This window comes from Enterocloster alcoholdehydrogenati (assembly GCF_013282095.1).
In the GTDB taxonomy this organism is placed as follows: Bacteria; Bacillota; Clostridia; order Lachnospirales; family Lachnospiraceae; genus Enterocloster; species Enterocloster alcoholdehydrogenati.
In genome coordinates this window covers 102,586-118,094 of sequence record NZ_BLTJ01000011.1, presented here as the reverse complement: position 1 = coordinate 118,094, position 15,509 = coordinate 102,586, and the positions used below count along the sequence as shown (strand labels likewise).

The window sequence follows — 15,509 nt, the reverse complement described above, 5'->3', positions numbered from 1 at the left end:
TAACAAACAGCAGCGTCGCCTTGGTAGAGCCGAGGCGGCGCTGTTTTGTTATTTTGACGGGAAACGGTAGCCACGACCATACACCGTTTCAATTATGCTGGCACCCAGCTTGCGACGGAGTTTGTAGACCATGCTGGAGATGCCTGTCCAACTGGCATCATATGAGTCCGTAGCAACAGCCTCATAGATCTGTCGAAGGGAGAATACCTGTCCTGGCCGGCGGGCCAGCAGGAGCAGAATGTCAAACTCCATCGGCGTCAGATCCACCGTCTGGCCGGCCTGCCAAACCAACCTGCGCTGCGGGTCAATTTGCAGAGAGCCAAAGAGCAGCGGTGCGTCTGTGGAGGCGGCCACCGTGGAGAAGTCTGCAACAGAAGCAAGAACTGATATGATGCTGCTATAGAGAGTATTCTCATTGTCGCTAAAAGACAGAATTATAATTTTCCCCAATAAATTACCTCCATCAATTTTCATTATTATTCGAGAAATTATAGCGCCAATCGACGCTATTAGAGGATAATGAAAATATCCCGCCAGCCTGTAGCCTGTCCATAACAGGCTTATTTTTTTCGATACTAATTACTCTCTGCGTCCAGTCACGATAAAAGGATTCTTCATGTGATACAAGTAATACCGTTCCTACGAAAGCCATAAGGGCTGTTTTCAAAGCCTCTTTTGCCTGTACATCTAAATGGTTTGTAGGCTCGTCCATAATTAGAAAATTACAGGGAGTTAGTGTAAGCAGACACATTTTTACCTTTGCCTGTTCTCCACCGCTTAATGTTCCTATAGCCTGCATAGCGTGTTTACTGGAAATCCCACATCGTGCCAAATGTTTGCGGACATCTTTTGTCACCATATTGGGATAAGCATTGGCAACAATTTGAATAGGCGTCAATTCAGGTTCTTGCCACTCTAAATCCTGTTCAAAATATCCGATAGTAACCTGATCGGAAAATTTGAAATGGCCCTGTATAGATGGAATTTCCCCAATCAGGGTTTTTAGCAGTGTCGATTTTCCAATTCCATTGAATCCAGTAATAACAACTTTTTGTCCTCCCTTAATGCTAAATTCAATATTTGATAAGACGGGGTAATGGTAGCCAACTGCCAGATGCTTCACTAATAAGTGTTCTGTGTCGGTTAAAGGAAGTACGGGAAAATGGAAGTGCGGAATAATTTCTTTTTGGTCTAAGGCTTCCATTTTGTCCATCCGGTCAAGCTGCTTTTGCCGTCCCTGCGCCATTTTTGCTTTTCTGCCCGCTATGTTCTTCCGTATAAATTCCTCTGTCTTTTTAATTTCCTTTTGCTGGGCCGCATATTGCCGTACATAATCTTCCCGCAGCAGGGTTTTCTTCCGCAGAAATTCGGAATATGTGCCGTAGTATTTTGTAATCGTGTCATTGTCTATATCACAAATGCGGTTCGCTATCTTATCCAGAAAATTGAAATCATGGGAAACCACTAAAAAAGCATTTTCCAAAGTAGATAAATATTCCGCCAGCCATGTTACATGGTCTTTGTCAAGGAAATTGGTCGGCTCGTCCAGCAATAGAACATCCGGCTTTTCCAGCAGTAATTTTGCTAAAATCACTTTTGCTCGCTGACCGCCGCTCATTTCAGCAATCGGACGGTCAAGGCCAATCGCAAGAAGTCCTAACCCATTGGCGACACGCTCAATAGCGGTATCTATCGAATAAAAGTCATGGGCTTCAAGCTGTTCCTGATAACGGGCGGCCATTTCAAGGCTTTTCATATCGCCGCCAGCAGCTTTTTCATAGAGCTCCATTGCCTGTGCCTCCATTTCAAATAACTTTGTGAAAGCGGATTTGAGAAATTCTTTCATCGTTAAGGTATGGTCGATTTCCGCATATTGATCCAAATAGCCAATCGTAGTATTTGGTTGCCAGACAATGCGCCCGCTGTCTGGTATGATCTGTTCCGTGCATATTTTGATTAAAGTGCTTTTTCCAGTTCCATTTTGGCCGACAATGCCGATATGCTCTCCTTTATTGAGTGTGAAGCCTGCATTTTTGTATAGCACATTCTCTCCAAAAGAGTGTGTCAGTCCGTCAATTTCTAATAAGCTCATGTTTATCAAACCTTTCCTGTATATTCTCTGATACAAAAGAAAAAGGCAGAAAGCAAAGATACACAAATGTATCTGCCTTCTGCCTCTGGCATAGCAGCGCCAAAAACAAAAGGCTATGGACAAAACATTGTCCATAGCCTCATACACATTATAACTGCATGGGAAGCCGCTTTCTAAAAATGGGTACAAAATCCCCCTTGATGGCTTCCCGATGAAATCTAAATGCGTCGTTTATACGCTATACTCTGCACAATGTTTCATCGGTATGGATTGTACAGAGTTGATTTTCTTTTTACGCTGATCGGTTAAATGAAAGTTCATATTCATGCTGTATCTCCTTTTGAGAGGTGTAATCCTATTTTTCAATAATACAATGGAGAAAGTAATTTGTCAATCTCTGTATCTGATGAGTTGTAAGCAGACTATGAAAGATCTGCTATCTACTCACTTTTTGATTTTCCAAGATATAGCACTATCTTTGGTAGAACTGAGATAGTGCCACTATTTTTTAGAAATAAAAATATCTTTAAGCGTTGAAAAAGGCGTCATCCAGGCGTAAAGGATATGTATAAAGCAAAAAGGAGGCAATAACCTATGTTAATTGGTGTCGATCATGGCAACAAACAAATCAAAACCGCTCATGGCGAGCCCTTTGTGTCTGGACTGCAGCAGAGCCTGACCCGGCCGTTCGGCCAGAGTCTACAATACTGCGGTACTTATTACACATTGTCCAATGAGCGTATTCCGTTCCATAAGGACAAGACGGAGGACGACCGCTTTTTTGTCCTTACATTGATTGCCATTGCAGAAGAAATAACCGCCCGGGGCCTAAGTGAGAAAGAGCAGCAGCATATTCAGCTGGCTGTTGGTCTGCCCCCAGCACATTTTGGCGCTCAAGCGGAAAAATTCACTGCCTATTTTCAAGGCCGCGGGCTTGTAGCGTTTATGTATGGGGACAAACACTATACCATCAGCATCGAGGATGTGGCCTGCTATCCCCAGGCATACGCAGCTGCGGCTACAATGCTGCATGCCCTGTTGGACGATCCAAAGGCGGTCGTATTGGATATTGGAGGCTTCACGGCGGATTATCTGTTGCTGAAAAACGGAAAAGCAGACCTCGCCTCCTGCGATTCGCTGGAAAACGGCGTTATCCTGTTATACAATAAGATCAGGTCCAGAGGAAATGCAGAGTTGGATTTGCTGTTGGATGAGGGTGATGTGGATGCCATCCTCATGGGCAGACGGACACAGTACCCGGCCGAGGCCGTACAGCTCGTGGAGCGACTGGCGCAGGAGTTTGTCAACGACCTGTTCAGCACTCTACGAGAGAGGATGCTGGATTTGCGCTATTGCAAAGTGGTGTTTGTGGGCGGCGGCGCCATTCTGCTGCGCCGGCAGATCGAGGAGTCTGGCAAGGTGGGGACGCCTCTGTTTGTCACGAACATCAACGCCAATGCGGCCGGATTTGAATACCTGTACCGGCTTGAAACAGTGGGCAGGTGACGATTATGGCGGCCAAAAAAGAAAGGGGACGCTTCTCCCTGCGATTCAATACCAGTGACCCAGTGCTGCTGGCCGCTGTCGAACTGCTGGAGCTACAGCCAGCCCACAGTAAGGCCCAGTATGTTGCAAATGCGCTTATATACTATAACGCTCATTTTTCTGATGACCCTCAGCCATTAAAAGCGCCAGCTATTGACCGAGCAGCCATTGAAGCGATAGTACGGGAAATTATGCGTCAGGAAGAGCAGGCCCCAGATAAGGCAGTTTCGACCGGAGAATCCTCTTCTCCAAAGGAAAATAAAATAGCTCCGCCGCCGCAGAAGCAGACGGCAGAGCCATCAGAAAGTTTGACAACGGCTGGGGCTTCCGAAGTTGATGATATGACCCGCAATCTGATTGCCAGCACCATGGCGGCTTTCCGTAGAAACAGCTAAAAAAAGAGGTATGGGAGCGAAGCTGTGCCGACTCTCATACCTCTTACTTTTCCTGTATGGCAGCAATAAAGCTGTCGATAATCTGCTCCAAGTGGCGGTATTGGCTGGGTGTCAATGTGGAAATCTTCTGCTGGAGCAACGAAGTGTCTGCTTCAAGAATTTTACCACGCAGTAAATAGTCTGCGCTGATACCAAGTGCTTCACAGATCTTCAGCATGGTTTCCGGGCGCATCGCTTTTTGCCCCATTTCCGCATACGAGATGGTTTGCGATGTGAGATGCGTCAAATTTGCCAAAGTCTCCTGTGTCATATTTAATTGTTTTCTTCGCTCCAGAATCCGCTGGCCCATTTCTTTCAAAAGCTCATTCATTCGCAATCCTCCATACTATAGTTACATTTTATCCACTATAGCATGAAAAATTAAGCGACCATGGTTGAGTTTAATCAACCATAGCATATATAATGGTTGTAAGACGAAAAATTTGGAGGAAAACCAGGTGAAAATATGTTCGTGTGCTGTAATCGGTCAACACCCTACCCGCTTCAAATTCAAATACAATGAATATATGACCTCATGCAAACGCATAAAAAAGCGGATGCATGATGTATTTGTGTCGCTGTACCAGCGCGGTGTGCGCTGCTTTTTCATTGGGGGCGCTCTGGGAGTAGATATGTGGGCAGGCGAAATCCTGTTGAATATGCAGCGCCAGACAGAATATCAGGAGCTGCAAGTCATAATGGTCTGCCCATTCCCCGGCCATGATGTTCGATGGGACCCAAAAAGCCAGGCGCGGCAACGAAAACTCTGTGAAGGCTGTACCAAGGTGCTGATGGGTACAGAACACCCCGGAAGTGAAGGGTATAAAAAGCGCACGGAATATATGATGAAACGGGCCGACTATGTTGTGGCTGTTTATGATAATGATCCGAAACATTACAGTGGAGTAGAGACAGCGATGGGGATTGCTGAAAAAAGAAACTTGTCAATCGTGTTGATTCATCCAGATACAGGAATTATAAACATAGTAGATCATTACAGAGAGAGGCACACGGATTAGGAAAAATATGTTACTGTTTAGATAAGAAAAACTGAAAAGTTGCGCTGTTTTGGTAATACAAAGCCACCTTGACTGTCGAGGAAAAATCGGGTATCATCTGATTAGTGATAGCTAACTTGAGCGAGTTAGAAAGAGGTGGATTATGCCGCATAGTAGTTTATATCTTACCAAACTTTATAACGATTTAATAACTAATACCCCTCAGACAATTACTATGGACATTCCTTCTGAAGTTGGACATGGCAGGATTTCTCAAACAAAAATCAAGCATGGTGTTGTTCTCTCGGACTGGCAGATGTGCTATCAATCTGATATGAATGTACAGGGGCCTGTCAGCAGGGAATATATGCAGATCATATTCTGCATGAACGATGGAATTTCCTGGGGTATTTTGAATGGGCATCGCTCTATGACCATTCAAAAAAACGAGTCCTGCATTTATGCCGGACATGATGGTACAGAATATATTTGTTACAAAAAGGACAGCAACTTCTCATTCAAAAGCATTAAAATTCCTACTCCCTACTTTTCACAACTCCTTGCCGATTACTTTGACGGACAGGAAATTGCGGCTTACGAAAAGAAACTCCTAAATGGCATTGCCAAAGTTTCTGTCACCCCTGTTATGGAGCAGGTCCTATCGGAAATAAGCAAATTTTCTCAATATCGCGGAGGGTTGGGCTACCTCTATTTGGATGGCAAGCTGTTGGAGCTGCTGTCTATCTATCTGGGGGAAGTTCTGGAATTGGATATTCTGATGGGTAAAAATATTTCCATGTCCCGGACAGAGCGGACCGCCATCATGGAGGCGAAGCGGATCATCGACAGCCAGTTAGCCTTTGCGCCATCCTGTGAAGAATTATCCCGTCAAGTACATCTGAGCCTCACGAAATTAACCCGCGGTTTTTTAGCTTTTTATGGCAGATCAATTCATCAATATGTTATCGAGCAGCGATTGGTACAAGCAGCGCAGCTGCTTTTGGAGGGGGATTGGAATGTGACGGAAGTTGCCTCCATTGTAGGTTATGGAAAACCGAGCAACTTTGCGGCGGCCTTTAAGAAAAGATATGGTGTCGCGCCCAAAAATTACCGTGAAAGCTGGCTTGATAATCACAAAAATAGAAGCTGACTGTTTTTGGGTTGAAATGGGTTGGTTTTGGGTTGGATTAGTTTTATATAACTGATATTCTATGTGGTGTGGTTAGTTGTTGCTAATCACACCACATTTTTCACTTTATCAAGGAGGCAGAGCATGAAACAAAAGTTGAATGCAAAAGATTTTATTCTAATCGGCGTCCTGACCGCCCTCATGTGGATCATCTGCATGATTATCAGCACCATTATGAGTGTGGCCGGCCCAGTGACCAATGTGTTTTACCCGGCGGTTGTTGCGATCCCCAATGGCATCGTGATGATGCTCTTACTGGCTAAGGTACCGAAAAAGGGCGTGTTCACCATCTGCTCCGCAATCCAGGCTATCCTGTTCCTGCTGGTGGGCGCTTTCTGGTTTATCCCCATCGGCTTGGTGGTCGGCGGCGTGATCTGCGATTTTCTGGTCATGGGCCGAAAGGAAATCACCATGAAGTCCATGACTGTGGCCTACGCCCTGTTCAGCGCCATTTTCGCCTTCAGCGCCATCTGCCCCATCAAGTTCCTCCAGAGCGCCTTTGTGGGCGCCATGGAGAAGAACAACATTGCCCAGGAGTACATAGACGGGATGCTGAATATCACCTCCGTCCCCATGCTGGTGGTCATCGTTGCGGCCGGCTTGGTAGGTGGCCTGATCGGCGCCGTGATTGGGCAGAAGGCTTTGAAAAAGCACTTTATCAAAGCCGGACTCGTTTCAGTCAAATAACAAGGCACAGCCCCTCGGCAGTCAATCAGACAAACGCAGGCAAGCGGGCTGCCTGATCTCAGGGCGCGGGGCTGAAAATGGCCCCGCGCTTTGATTTGGATAGGGAGGCATTGGAATGGAAGAATCACAAATCAAACAAATCATTGAACAGCAGCCCCTTCATGGATCGGCACTGTTAGATCCCCGCTGCAAGATTTTACTTTTGGTCTGTATCGGGTTTGTCAGTTACTTTTTGGCCGGGGAGGTGGTCAGCCTCGCGCTCATGCTGGTGTATGGCCTGTTTATCGCCGTAGGAAACGGGGGAAAGTGGGCCTTGAAGATGATTGTGGCCTACATCATCGTCGCCTATCTCAACGCCCTGCTCCGCTATGTGCAGGTGCCGGTATTGAGTGTGATTATGAGCGTGTTCGGCGTGACGCTTTTGAAGCTGATCCCCATTGTGATGATGGGCCTTTGGATTTTGCGGACTACCTACATGGACGACCTGATGGTGGCGCTCCAGCGGATGCGGCTTCCCCAGGCGGTGACGATCCCGCTGGTGGTCATGTTCCGCTATATCCCCACCCTGCGGATCGAATACCGGCAGATCCGCAGCACCATGGACATCCGGGGGATCAGCGATACCTTGTGGAAACGGGTATCCCATCCTCTTGCCACCATTGAGTATATTTTAATTCCCCTGCTGATGCGGTGCCTGAAGGTCACGGACGAGCTGGCGGCCTCCGGCACTACCCGGGGGCTGGAGCTGGAGTGCAAACGGCACGCCCTGCGCCCCATCCGCTTCTCCTGGCCGGAGAGCCTGGTGTCCCTGCTGGGCATCCTTTTCCTGGCGGCGCTGCTGGTCCTGGACCAGACCCGAATCGGGGAAATCATCTTGTGGAGGGTGTGACATGATCTCGTTTCAAAATTTCAGCTTTCGTTATGAGGAGAGCAAGGACTTTACCCTCCGGGGCATTGATATGACGGTGCAGACCGGCGAATTTATTCTCCTGACCGGGCGGAGCGGCTGTGGCAAGACCACGCTGATCCGCTCCCTCAACGGTCTGATCCCACACTTTTATCCCGGCGAGATACAGGGCGACCTTGTGATGGATGGACATTCTCTGCTGGAAATGAAGCCCGCACAGCTGGCCGGGCAGGTGGGGACGGTATTTCAAGACCCACGCTCCCAGTTCTTCATGACGGACACCACACGGGAATTGGCCTTTGGCTGCGAAAATATGGGGCTTCCCCGTGAGGAAACCATTGACCGCATCGCAAAAGCCGCAAAGGATCTGGAACTGGCGGACTACCTAAACCGGAGTATCTTTGCCCTGTCCAGCGGAGAGAAGCAGCAGATCGCCGTGGGCTCGGTCTATGCGCTTTCACCAAAGGTCTATATCTTCGATGAGCCCTCCGCAAATCTGGACTACGCGGCCACCAAGCGGCTTGCGGAGATCATGGGAAAATTGAAGCGGGACGGATACACCATCTTTGTGGTGGAGCACCGCTTTTACTATCTGCGTGATTTAATCGACCGGGTATTTCTCATACAAAACGGGAAAATCGAACAGGAATTTACAAGGGAGCAGTTCTGTTCCTTACCGGAGGAAACGCGCATATCCTATGGGCTGCGGACTGCATATCCGGAGCGGGATGCAGAGCATTATCAGGAGAAAGAACGCCGCCCCATGGGGAAACACCTGCTGAGTGTGCAGGGCCTTTCCTTTGCTTATCCGAAAGAGCAGGAGGTCTTTCGGAATGTCAGCTTTGAAGCCCACGCTGGGGATGTAATCGGCATCCTGGGCCATAATGGAGCGGGCAAGACCACCCTCTTGTCCATCCTGACCGGCCTCTTGAAGCAGCGGAACGGCGAGATCACATTTGACGGCAGGAAGCTCACTCCACGCCAGCGCCGGGCACTGTCCTATCTGGTCATGCAGGACACGGATTACCAGCTCTTTGCCAGCAGTGTGGAGGAAGAACTCTCCCTGGGGATTCGGGAGGACTGCAAAGAGAAGGTGGACGCCGCGCTGGAGGCGCTGGAGCTGTCCGAATACCAGGAGCAGCACCCGGCGGCCCTCTCCGGCGGGCAGAAGCAGCGGGTCACCATTGGCGCGGCCATCGTCAAGGACAGCCCGGTGATCTATTTTGACGAGCCCACCAGCGGCCTGGACTATGACTCCATGGTGCGGGTCAGCCGCCTGATTGAGCAGTTGTCCGCTTCCGGCGTGATCGTGTTTGTGGTCTCTCACGACTTTGAGTTTATCGTCCGGACCTGTACGGAGGTGGTCCAGCTGGACGACCAGGGGGCCGTTCAAAACCACCGGCTCACACCGGAGATATTGAAAGCTCTGTCGGAACAGTATTTTCATTGATGGGAGGTTGAAATCATGTTTCAAAAGGTATTTGAATACGCGGGGCCGCATAAAAAGGGCCTCTATGCGGCCACAGCGGTGGTGCTGGTCAGCGTTTTGATGGGCGTCCTGCCCTTTGTGCTGGCCTACCAGGTAATTGCTCCGCTGGTGATGGGAGCGGAACTTGACGCTTCGTTTCTTATCCTGCGGGTGGCTTTGGTGCTGGTGTGCCTGGTCTTGCAGGCTGTTCTCTATGGCTGGGGGCTCAATCTTTCGCACAAGGCCGCCTATGACACGCTGCTCCGGCTACGGACTGCCCTGCAAAAGCGGTTTGAGAAGCTGCCTCTGGGCGTGATCCAGGACAAGGGCACCGGCACGGTCAAAAAGCTGTTTGTCGATGATGTGGACAGTCTGGAGGTCCTGCTGGCCCACTCCATGCCGGAGGGGATCGCAAACCTGATGGTCCCCATCGCGGTCTATGTAGCTATGTTTTTCGTGGACTGGAAGCTGGCGCTGCTGTCCCTGGCCTCCATCCCCATCAGCCTGATTGCCATGATGACCATGTACTCGGTTGGCATGAAGAAAATGGGGCCCTACTATATGGCCGGCCAGAAGATGAACAACACCATCATTGAGTACATCAACGGCATGGAGGTCGTCAAGGTTTTCAACAAGGACGCGGACTCCTATGAGCGGTTTCGCAAAGATGTTTCGGATTACCGGGATTACACCTTGGCTTGGTACAAGGCGGCATGGCCCTGGATGGCAATTTACAGCAGCCTCCTTCCCTGCACTGTGATTTTGACCCTGCCGCTGGGGGCGTGGTTTGTCCTCTCCGGCTGGTCGGCTCTGCCGGACCTGATTTTGGTGCTGTGCCTCTCCCTGAGCATCGGGATGCCGCTCCTCAAATCCCTGGGCTTCCTGCCCACCATGCCCCAGCTCAACTACAAGATTTCTGCGCTGGAGCAGGTTTTGGATGCGCCGGAGCTTCAGCAGACGCCGGACAGCTTCCACGGAAAGGATGATACCATCGTCTATGACCATGTTTCCTTTGGCTACACCAAGACACAGCCCGGCCCGGACGGAAAGCCCATGGTGGTGGAGGATGAAGTGCTCCACGACATCAGCTTTACAGCCAAGGCCGGACAGAAAACGGCCCTGGTGGGAGAGTCCGGCTCGGGCAAGAGCACTCTGGCAAAGCTGTTGATCCACTACTATGACCCGCAGAAAGGCAGCATCTCCATCGGCGGACAGAAACTGTGTGACATGAGCCTGGAGGCGCTGAACAGCCGTATTTCCTATGTGGCGCAGGATCAATACCTGTTCAACACCTCTCTGCTGGAGAATATCCGCATGGGACGGTTGAACGCTACCGATGAGGAGGTCCTGGAGGCAGCGCGCAAGGCCCAGTGCATGGAGTTTCTGGAAAAGCTGCCCCAAGGTATCCACTCCATGGCGGGGGATGCGGGCAAGATGCTCTCCGGCGGTCAGCGCCAGCGCATATCTCTGGCCCGTGCCATCCTGAAGGACGCCCCTATTGTGGTGCTTGACGAGGCCACCGCCTACGCCGACCCCGAGAACGAGGAGAAGATGGAGGCGGCGATTGCGGAGCTGGTGAAGGGCAAGACTCTGGTTGTTATCGCCCATAAGCTGCCCGCGATTATGAACGCCGACCAAATCTGCGTTGTAGACCACGGCGAACTGGTTGCGGCAGGAAAGCATCAGAACCTGATTCACTCCTGCCCGGAATATCAAAAGCTGTGGAAGGCGGCCCAGGACAGTGCCGAATGGAACATACATACCGCAAAGGAGGGAAACTAAATGTTTGCACTGTTTTCAAGGATTTTGAAACTTGCCGGTCCATATAAAGGGCGTATTCAGGGCGCTTTTGCCTGCGCGTTTGTGGAGTCGATCCTGTCTAAAATGCCGATCTTCCTGGCCTTTGTGGTGTTGAGCGGCTTTGCCGCCGGAACACTGACCGGGCAGACCTGCCTCTATGTGGGCCTTGGCCTCGCGGCGGCCGTGCTGGTGCAGATGCTGGTCCACTATCTCAGCGACAGCCTCCAGAGTGCGGCGGGCTACCTGATGTTTGCCGAGAAGCGCATGGAGCTGGGCGGACACCTGCGGAAACTGCCCATGGGCTACTTCACCTCCGGCAATATCGGCAAAATCAGTTCTGTCCTCAGCACCGACATGGTGTTTATCGAAGAAGTCGCCATGAGCACGCTGGGCAACATGATGAGCTATCTGCTGTCCTCCTTGGTTCTGCTGGCGTTTATGTTCTATCTGAATTGGCAGTTGGGCCTGATCGCGGCCCTTGTGACCATCTTGGCGTGGCTGGTTTCCAGAGGGATGAACAAAGTTTCCCTGCGGGAAGCCGCTGGCCGTCAGGAGCAGAGCGAACGGCTGACGGACGCGGTGCTGTCCTTTGTAGAGGGCATCGGGGTCATCAAGAGCTATAACCTGCTGGGTGAGAAGTCGGAAGAACTGACCGGCAATTTCAAGCGGTCCAGAAATACATCCCTTGCCTTTGAGCGGAAGATGACTCCGTGGACTATGGGGCTGAATATCCTTTATGGAATCGGGATTGCCGCGATTTTTAGCCTGTCGGTCTTTCTGGAGCGGAGCGGAGTTCTTTCTCTGGCCTATGTGCTGGGCGTCCTCCTGTTTGTCTTTGACCTGTTCGGGCCGCTCAAGGCGCTCTATGGCGAGGCGTCCCGCCTGACCGTGATGAACGCCGCCCTGGACCGCATTGAGGCTGTATTGGAGGAGCCGGAGCTCCCGGACACAGGGAAACAGCATATTCCAGCTCAGGCACAGCCCGGCCAGCCGGAAGTGCGGTTTCATGATGTGGCCTTTGCCTACCAGGACAAGGAGGTGCTGCACCACATCAGCTTCTCTATGCGCCCAAATAGCATGACCGCTCTTGTGGGGCCCTCCGGCGGCGGAAAGTCCACCATCGCCAATCTTCTGGCCCGGCTGTGGGATGTGAAAAGCGGCAGTGTTGCCATCCGTGGTGTGGATACCCGGCAAGTCCCCCTCGCAGAGCTGATGGATCACATCAGCATGGTATTCCAGCGCGTGTATCTCTTCCAGGACACGATCTATAACAACATCAGTATGGGCAAGCCAGACGCCACCGAGGAGGAGGTCTATGAGGCGGCGAGGAAAGCCCGCTGCTACGATTTCATCATGGCTCTGCCTGACGGATTTCAGACTGTGGTGGGAGAGGGCGGCGCAACCCTCTCCGGCGGTGAGAAACAGCGTATCTCCATCGCCCGCTGTATTCTGAAAGACGCTCCTATTGTAATTTTGGACGAGGCGACCGCCAGCGTGGACACTGACAATGAGAGCTATATTCAGGAGGCTATCTCCGAACTGGTAAAGGGTAAGACCCTGCTGGTCATTGCCCACCGTTTGAATACCATCCAGAACGCCGACCAGATTTTGGTCATCAGTGACGGACAGATCTCGCAGCATGGCACCCATGAGGAATTGATGGAACAACCCGGTATTTATCAGGATTTCGTCCGTATCCGTATGAACTCTGCCGGTTGGAGCCTGTCTTGATGGAGAGGAGCTCCCCATGAAACAATTACACGCATCTGGCGAAGATTATCTGGAAGCAATCCTTGTCTTAAAGAGGAAGAAAGGCATGGTGCGCTCCGTAGATGTGGCCCGGCACCTTGATGTATCGAAACCCAGCGTGTGTCATGCGGTAGCCACCTTGAAAGAGGGCGGGTTTCTCACCATGGACGAAGACTCTTTCCTGCACCTGACCGATGTGGGCAGAGAGGTTGCCGAAAAAACTTATGAGAAGCACTGCTTTTTCACCCGTCTGCTGGTGGATGCAGGTGTAGAGCCAAAGACTGCCGAGCAGGATGCCTGCCGCATGGAGCACGCAATCAGCGATGACAGTTTTCAAAAAATTAAATCAGGGCTACAGGACAAGTAAAAGTGGTCTGGCAGTCGAGGTTATCGGAGGTGATGTAGTGGGAAAACTGTTCATATTATCAGTCGAAGAAGATGATCTTGAAACCGCAGAGAAAATCATGGCCTTCATAGAGTCAACAGAACTGGTCATGTGTACGGATCTTCCCTCTGCCCCTCTGCGCTACAAGGCTTTGTGTATCGACGCTGCGTGCCGTCAAGTGTTTTGGCAGGGCAAATTCATAGAGCTGACCCCTATGGAGTTCGATGTATTTCATTTGCTTGTCCGGCGGCCCGGACGGGTATTTTCACAAAGGGAGATCTATGAGTTTGTTGCCCCTGATTCGTTTGACAGCAGTTGGACGGGAATCTCCAGCATCATTTACAAGCTGCGTCATAAACTGAACGCTGACTTTATCCAAACCGTGTATGGGAAAGGCTATAGATTTTTGCCGCCGTAACACTGTTGACCATTAAAGACAAGACAATAGAAAGGCCGAATTTCAGGTAAGTAATACTTTATACATAGAGTGAATCGACAAGATTAGAGTAACGCCAGCCAGCAAGCAGATATAAAAAACGACGCTTTGGGATGAACAGTAAATGTCCTCAAAGCGTCGTTTATATTTTGTCTGGAATGTGACGAAGAACATCTTCTACCCTGCAAGAAAGAATGTTGCAAAGGTCGTTCAGCGTTGCAGTTGAGATATTCCGGTTTTGTTTTAAAGAATCCAATGTCCCCTTGCTGAAGGAATAATCCTTTATTAAAGAATAGGTCGTAATTCCTTTTCGACGCATGGTATCCCAGAGCGGGTCGTAAGTAATAATAGAGACCACCCCTTTGTGATTCCTATTATATTTGACATGTTGCATCTTGAATATTCCCGGTATTTCGGGTATAATATCTTAATTACATGATTTCATGTCCGTCAATTTTTCTCATTCAAGCGCCTGACCATCAGCAGAACAGCTTCTAAATCTTGATCGTTCATCGACTTGATGCCATCTATAATCTCCTGAACTAAAATTGGATTTCGGTATTCTGCTTCCTCATCGAAAAACAAACGGGGCGTGATACCGAGCGTGTCAATCAAATAGAGCAGTTCTTTCACAGATGGCTGGGAATACCCCGTTACAATGTTATGAATATAGTTCTTGCTATGCCCTAAATCATAGCTTAACTGGTACTCGGAAACTCCCTTTTTTACCCGTAACTCTGTAATACGGTTTCTAATAAAGTCCATCTCCATATACGATTCCTCCACCACCATTTCCCTTATGGTACACTTTTGTGGTGTGACATTAGGGTGCACATGGTGTGCTTTTTTATGCAATAGCACTTTAATGGTGTTATAATTAAGTAAAACGCCACACGGGAAAAGAGAGAAACGCATGGATAGAGAAAAAGAATCGCCCCCGGAGAGGCTGCCGTTCTGCTTGGACGACACAGTTGGTGAAATCGTAAGGGCATGTCAGGAGTGCCCCGGCGTCTACTATATCGCGGCCCGGAAACAGGACGGCAGGTTTTTGGCGGACGAATACTATGTGGTGGAACGCTCCTCGCCGGCCATATCAAAAGAGGCTATGACATACGGAAGAATGTCGGAAGAGGACTCCCGTGTGCTGCTCTATCCGTTTGCGGAGGAACGACATGGGTATAAAATTATTGAGTATGAGATCTATCGGTATCAGGTCCGGCACGGAATGCACGCAGACGGACAGACCTCGCTTCGTGATGTTGCTTTTTTCAATATGGAGTATCATCCGGAATACTTTGGGACCTACCCGGCGCCCCTTGCCACGCCGCGGGGCCGTACTGCACGCTACAAGCCGCTGATGAACGGCGTCTTCTGGATCGAAACAGGCACAGGAGAGGAAGTCCTCGCTGTCTGCTATCCTATTTGGAACTGCGACTTCTCGGAAACCGTATTGAAGCAATCGGAGCAGTCAGAAGAGGATGTGCGGGAAGGAATTGACAATACTTTGGGGTATCTGTTCTTTTCCAAGCGGGTCAGCAGTCTCGCCTTGTTTGAACTATGGGGGCAGTACGAGGAGTTAAGGACTGGCGGCCTAATCAACTACCCCGCATTGATGAACTATATCTGGGCCTATTTTCCGGAGTACGCCGCCACATACAATATGCAGAATCAGCTGGGGATGCACGATACCTTCGGCCTGTTGATGAGCGCACTGGGGACGGAGGTGGAATTGCAGAACAACCCAAATGAAGTAATTGCAATGTCAACGGCCGCCGGGCTTGATTTCCTGAATTTTTAATTGGGCTAAAAATGACAGATC

17 protein-coding genes are annotated in these 15,509 nt (G+C 50.0%); 12 read left to right on the top strand and 5 right to left on the bottom strand.

Annotated elements, in window-relative coordinates:
- Positions 1-48: 48 nt before the first annotated feature.
- A complete protein-coding gene (locus HW447_RS13335; RefSeq protein ID WP_024729798.1) occupies positions 49-450 on the bottom strand; it encodes a winged helix-turn-helix domain-containing protein in 402 nt (133 codons plus the stop codon).
- 13 nt (positions 451-463) lie between these two features.
- On the bottom strand, positions 464-2,092 hold the full coding sequence (locus HW447_RS13330) for an ABC-F family ATP-binding cassette domain-containing protein (protein WP_024729799.1): 1,629 nt from the start codon (positions 2,090-2,092) through the stop codon (positions 464-466).
- Positions 2,093-2,686: 594 nt separating this feature from the next.
- Here HW447_RS13330 and HW447_RS13325 point away from each other — a divergent pair.
- Entirely contained in the window at positions 2,687-3,598 is a 912-nt protein-coding gene (locus tag HW447_RS13325) for a ParM/StbA family protein (protein WP_024729800.1), read from the top strand.
- Between the two features lie 5 nt (positions 3,599-3,603).
- The gene (locus tag HW447_RS13320; protein ID WP_024729801.1) at positions 3,604-4,032 is read left to right on the top strand and encodes a hypothetical protein; all 429 of its coding nucleotides are present in this window, start codon (positions 3,604-3,606) and stop codon (positions 4,030-4,032) included.
- Positions 4,033-4,075: 43 nt separating this feature from the next.
- Here HW447_RS13320 and HW447_RS13315 read toward each other — a convergent pair whose 3' ends face one another.
- Positions 4,076-4,402, bottom strand: coding sequence for a helix-turn-helix domain-containing protein (locus HW447_RS13315; protein WP_034551828.1), 327 nt, complete (start codon positions 4,400-4,402; stop codon positions 4,076-4,078).
- 112 nt (positions 4,403-4,514) lie between these two features.
- Here HW447_RS13315 and HW447_RS13310 point away from each other — a divergent pair, with 112 nt between their 5' ends.
- The 9 genes from HW447_RS13310 (at position 4,515) to HW447_RS13270 (ending at position 13,672) form a co-directional block, all read left to right on the top strand.
- Positions 4,515-5,090, top strand: a complete 576-nt coding sequence (locus HW447_RS13310; protein WP_243176305.1) for an SLOG family protein — start codon at positions 4,515-4,517, stop codon at positions 5,088-5,090.
- A 142-nt stretch (positions 5,091-5,232) separates the two neighbouring features.
- Positions 5,233-6,219, top strand: a complete 987-nt coding sequence (locus HW447_RS13305) for a helix-turn-helix transcriptional regulator (RefSeq protein ID WP_024738473.1) — start codon at positions 5,233-5,235, stop codon at positions 6,217-6,219.
- A gap of 123 nt (positions 6,220-6,342) precedes the next feature.
- Positions 6,343-6,945, top strand: a complete 603-nt coding sequence (locus HW447_RS13300; protein WP_024729803.1) for an MptD family putative ECF transporter S component — start codon at positions 6,343-6,345, stop codon at positions 6,943-6,945.
- Between the two features lie 115 nt (positions 6,946-7,060).
- A complete protein-coding gene (locus HW447_RS13295; RefSeq protein ID WP_024729804.1) occupies positions 7,061-7,834 on the top strand; it encodes an energy-coupling factor transporter transmembrane component T family protein in 774 nt (257 codons plus the stop codon).
- Between the two features lies 1 nt (position 7,835).
- Positions 7,836-9,302, top strand: coding sequence for an ABC transporter ATP-binding protein (locus HW447_RS13290; RefSeq protein WP_024729805.1), 1,467 nt, complete (start codon positions 7,836-7,838; stop codon positions 9,300-9,302).
- 15 nt (positions 9,303-9,317) lie between these two features.
- The gene (locus tag HW447_RS13285; RefSeq protein ID WP_024729806.1) at positions 9,318-11,102 is read left to right on the top strand and encodes an ABC transporter ATP-binding protein; all 1,785 of its coding nucleotides are present in this window, start codon (positions 9,318-9,320) and stop codon (positions 11,100-11,102) included.
- The gene (locus HW447_RS13280; protein WP_024729807.1) at positions 11,103-12,851 is read left to right on the top strand and encodes an ABC transporter ATP-binding protein; all 1,749 of its coding nucleotides are present in this window, start codon (positions 11,103-11,105) and stop codon (positions 12,849-12,851) included. It begins immediately after the preceding gene.
- A gap of 16 nt (positions 12,852-12,867) precedes the next feature.
- Positions 12,868-13,236 (top strand): metal-dependent transcriptional regulator, encoded by a 369-nt coding sequence (locus HW447_RS13275; protein WP_024729808.1) that lies wholly within the window; start codon positions 12,868-12,870, stop codon positions 13,234-13,236.
- The gene (locus HW447_RS13270; protein WP_081726323.1) at positions 13,193-13,672 is read left to right on the top strand and encodes a winged helix-turn-helix domain-containing protein; all 480 of its coding nucleotides are present in this window, start codon (positions 13,193-13,195) and stop codon (positions 13,670-13,672) included. The genes HW447_RS13275 and HW447_RS13270 overlap by 44 nt, the downstream gene beginning before the upstream one ends.
- A gap of 160 nt (positions 13,673-13,832) precedes the next feature.
- Here HW447_RS13270 and HW447_RS18425 read toward each other — a convergent pair whose 3' ends face one another.
- Together HW447_RS18425 and HW447_RS13260 are read right to left on the bottom strand one after the other, a co-directional pair.
- Positions 13,833-14,009 carry a helix-turn-helix domain-containing protein gene (locus HW447_RS18425; RefSeq protein WP_243260135.1) on the bottom strand — a complete coding sequence of 59 codons (177 nt, stop codon included), beginning with the start codon at positions 14,007-14,009 and terminating at the stop codon, positions 13,833-13,835.
- 131 nt (positions 14,010-14,140) lie between these two features.
- Positions 14,141-14,461 (bottom strand): helix-turn-helix domain-containing protein, encoded by a 321-nt coding sequence (locus tag HW447_RS13260; RefSeq protein ID WP_024729810.1) that lies wholly within the window; start codon positions 14,459-14,461, stop codon positions 14,141-14,143.
- Positions 14,462-14,603: 142 nt separating this feature from the next.
- Here HW447_RS13260 and HW447_RS13255 point away from each other — a divergent pair, with 142 nt between their 5' ends.
- On the top strand, positions 14,604-15,488 hold the full coding sequence (locus HW447_RS13255) for a hypothetical protein (RefSeq protein ID WP_024738471.1): 885 nt from the start codon (positions 14,604-14,606) through the stop codon (positions 15,486-15,488).
- The last annotated feature ends 21 nt before the right edge of the window (positions 15,489-15,509 follow it).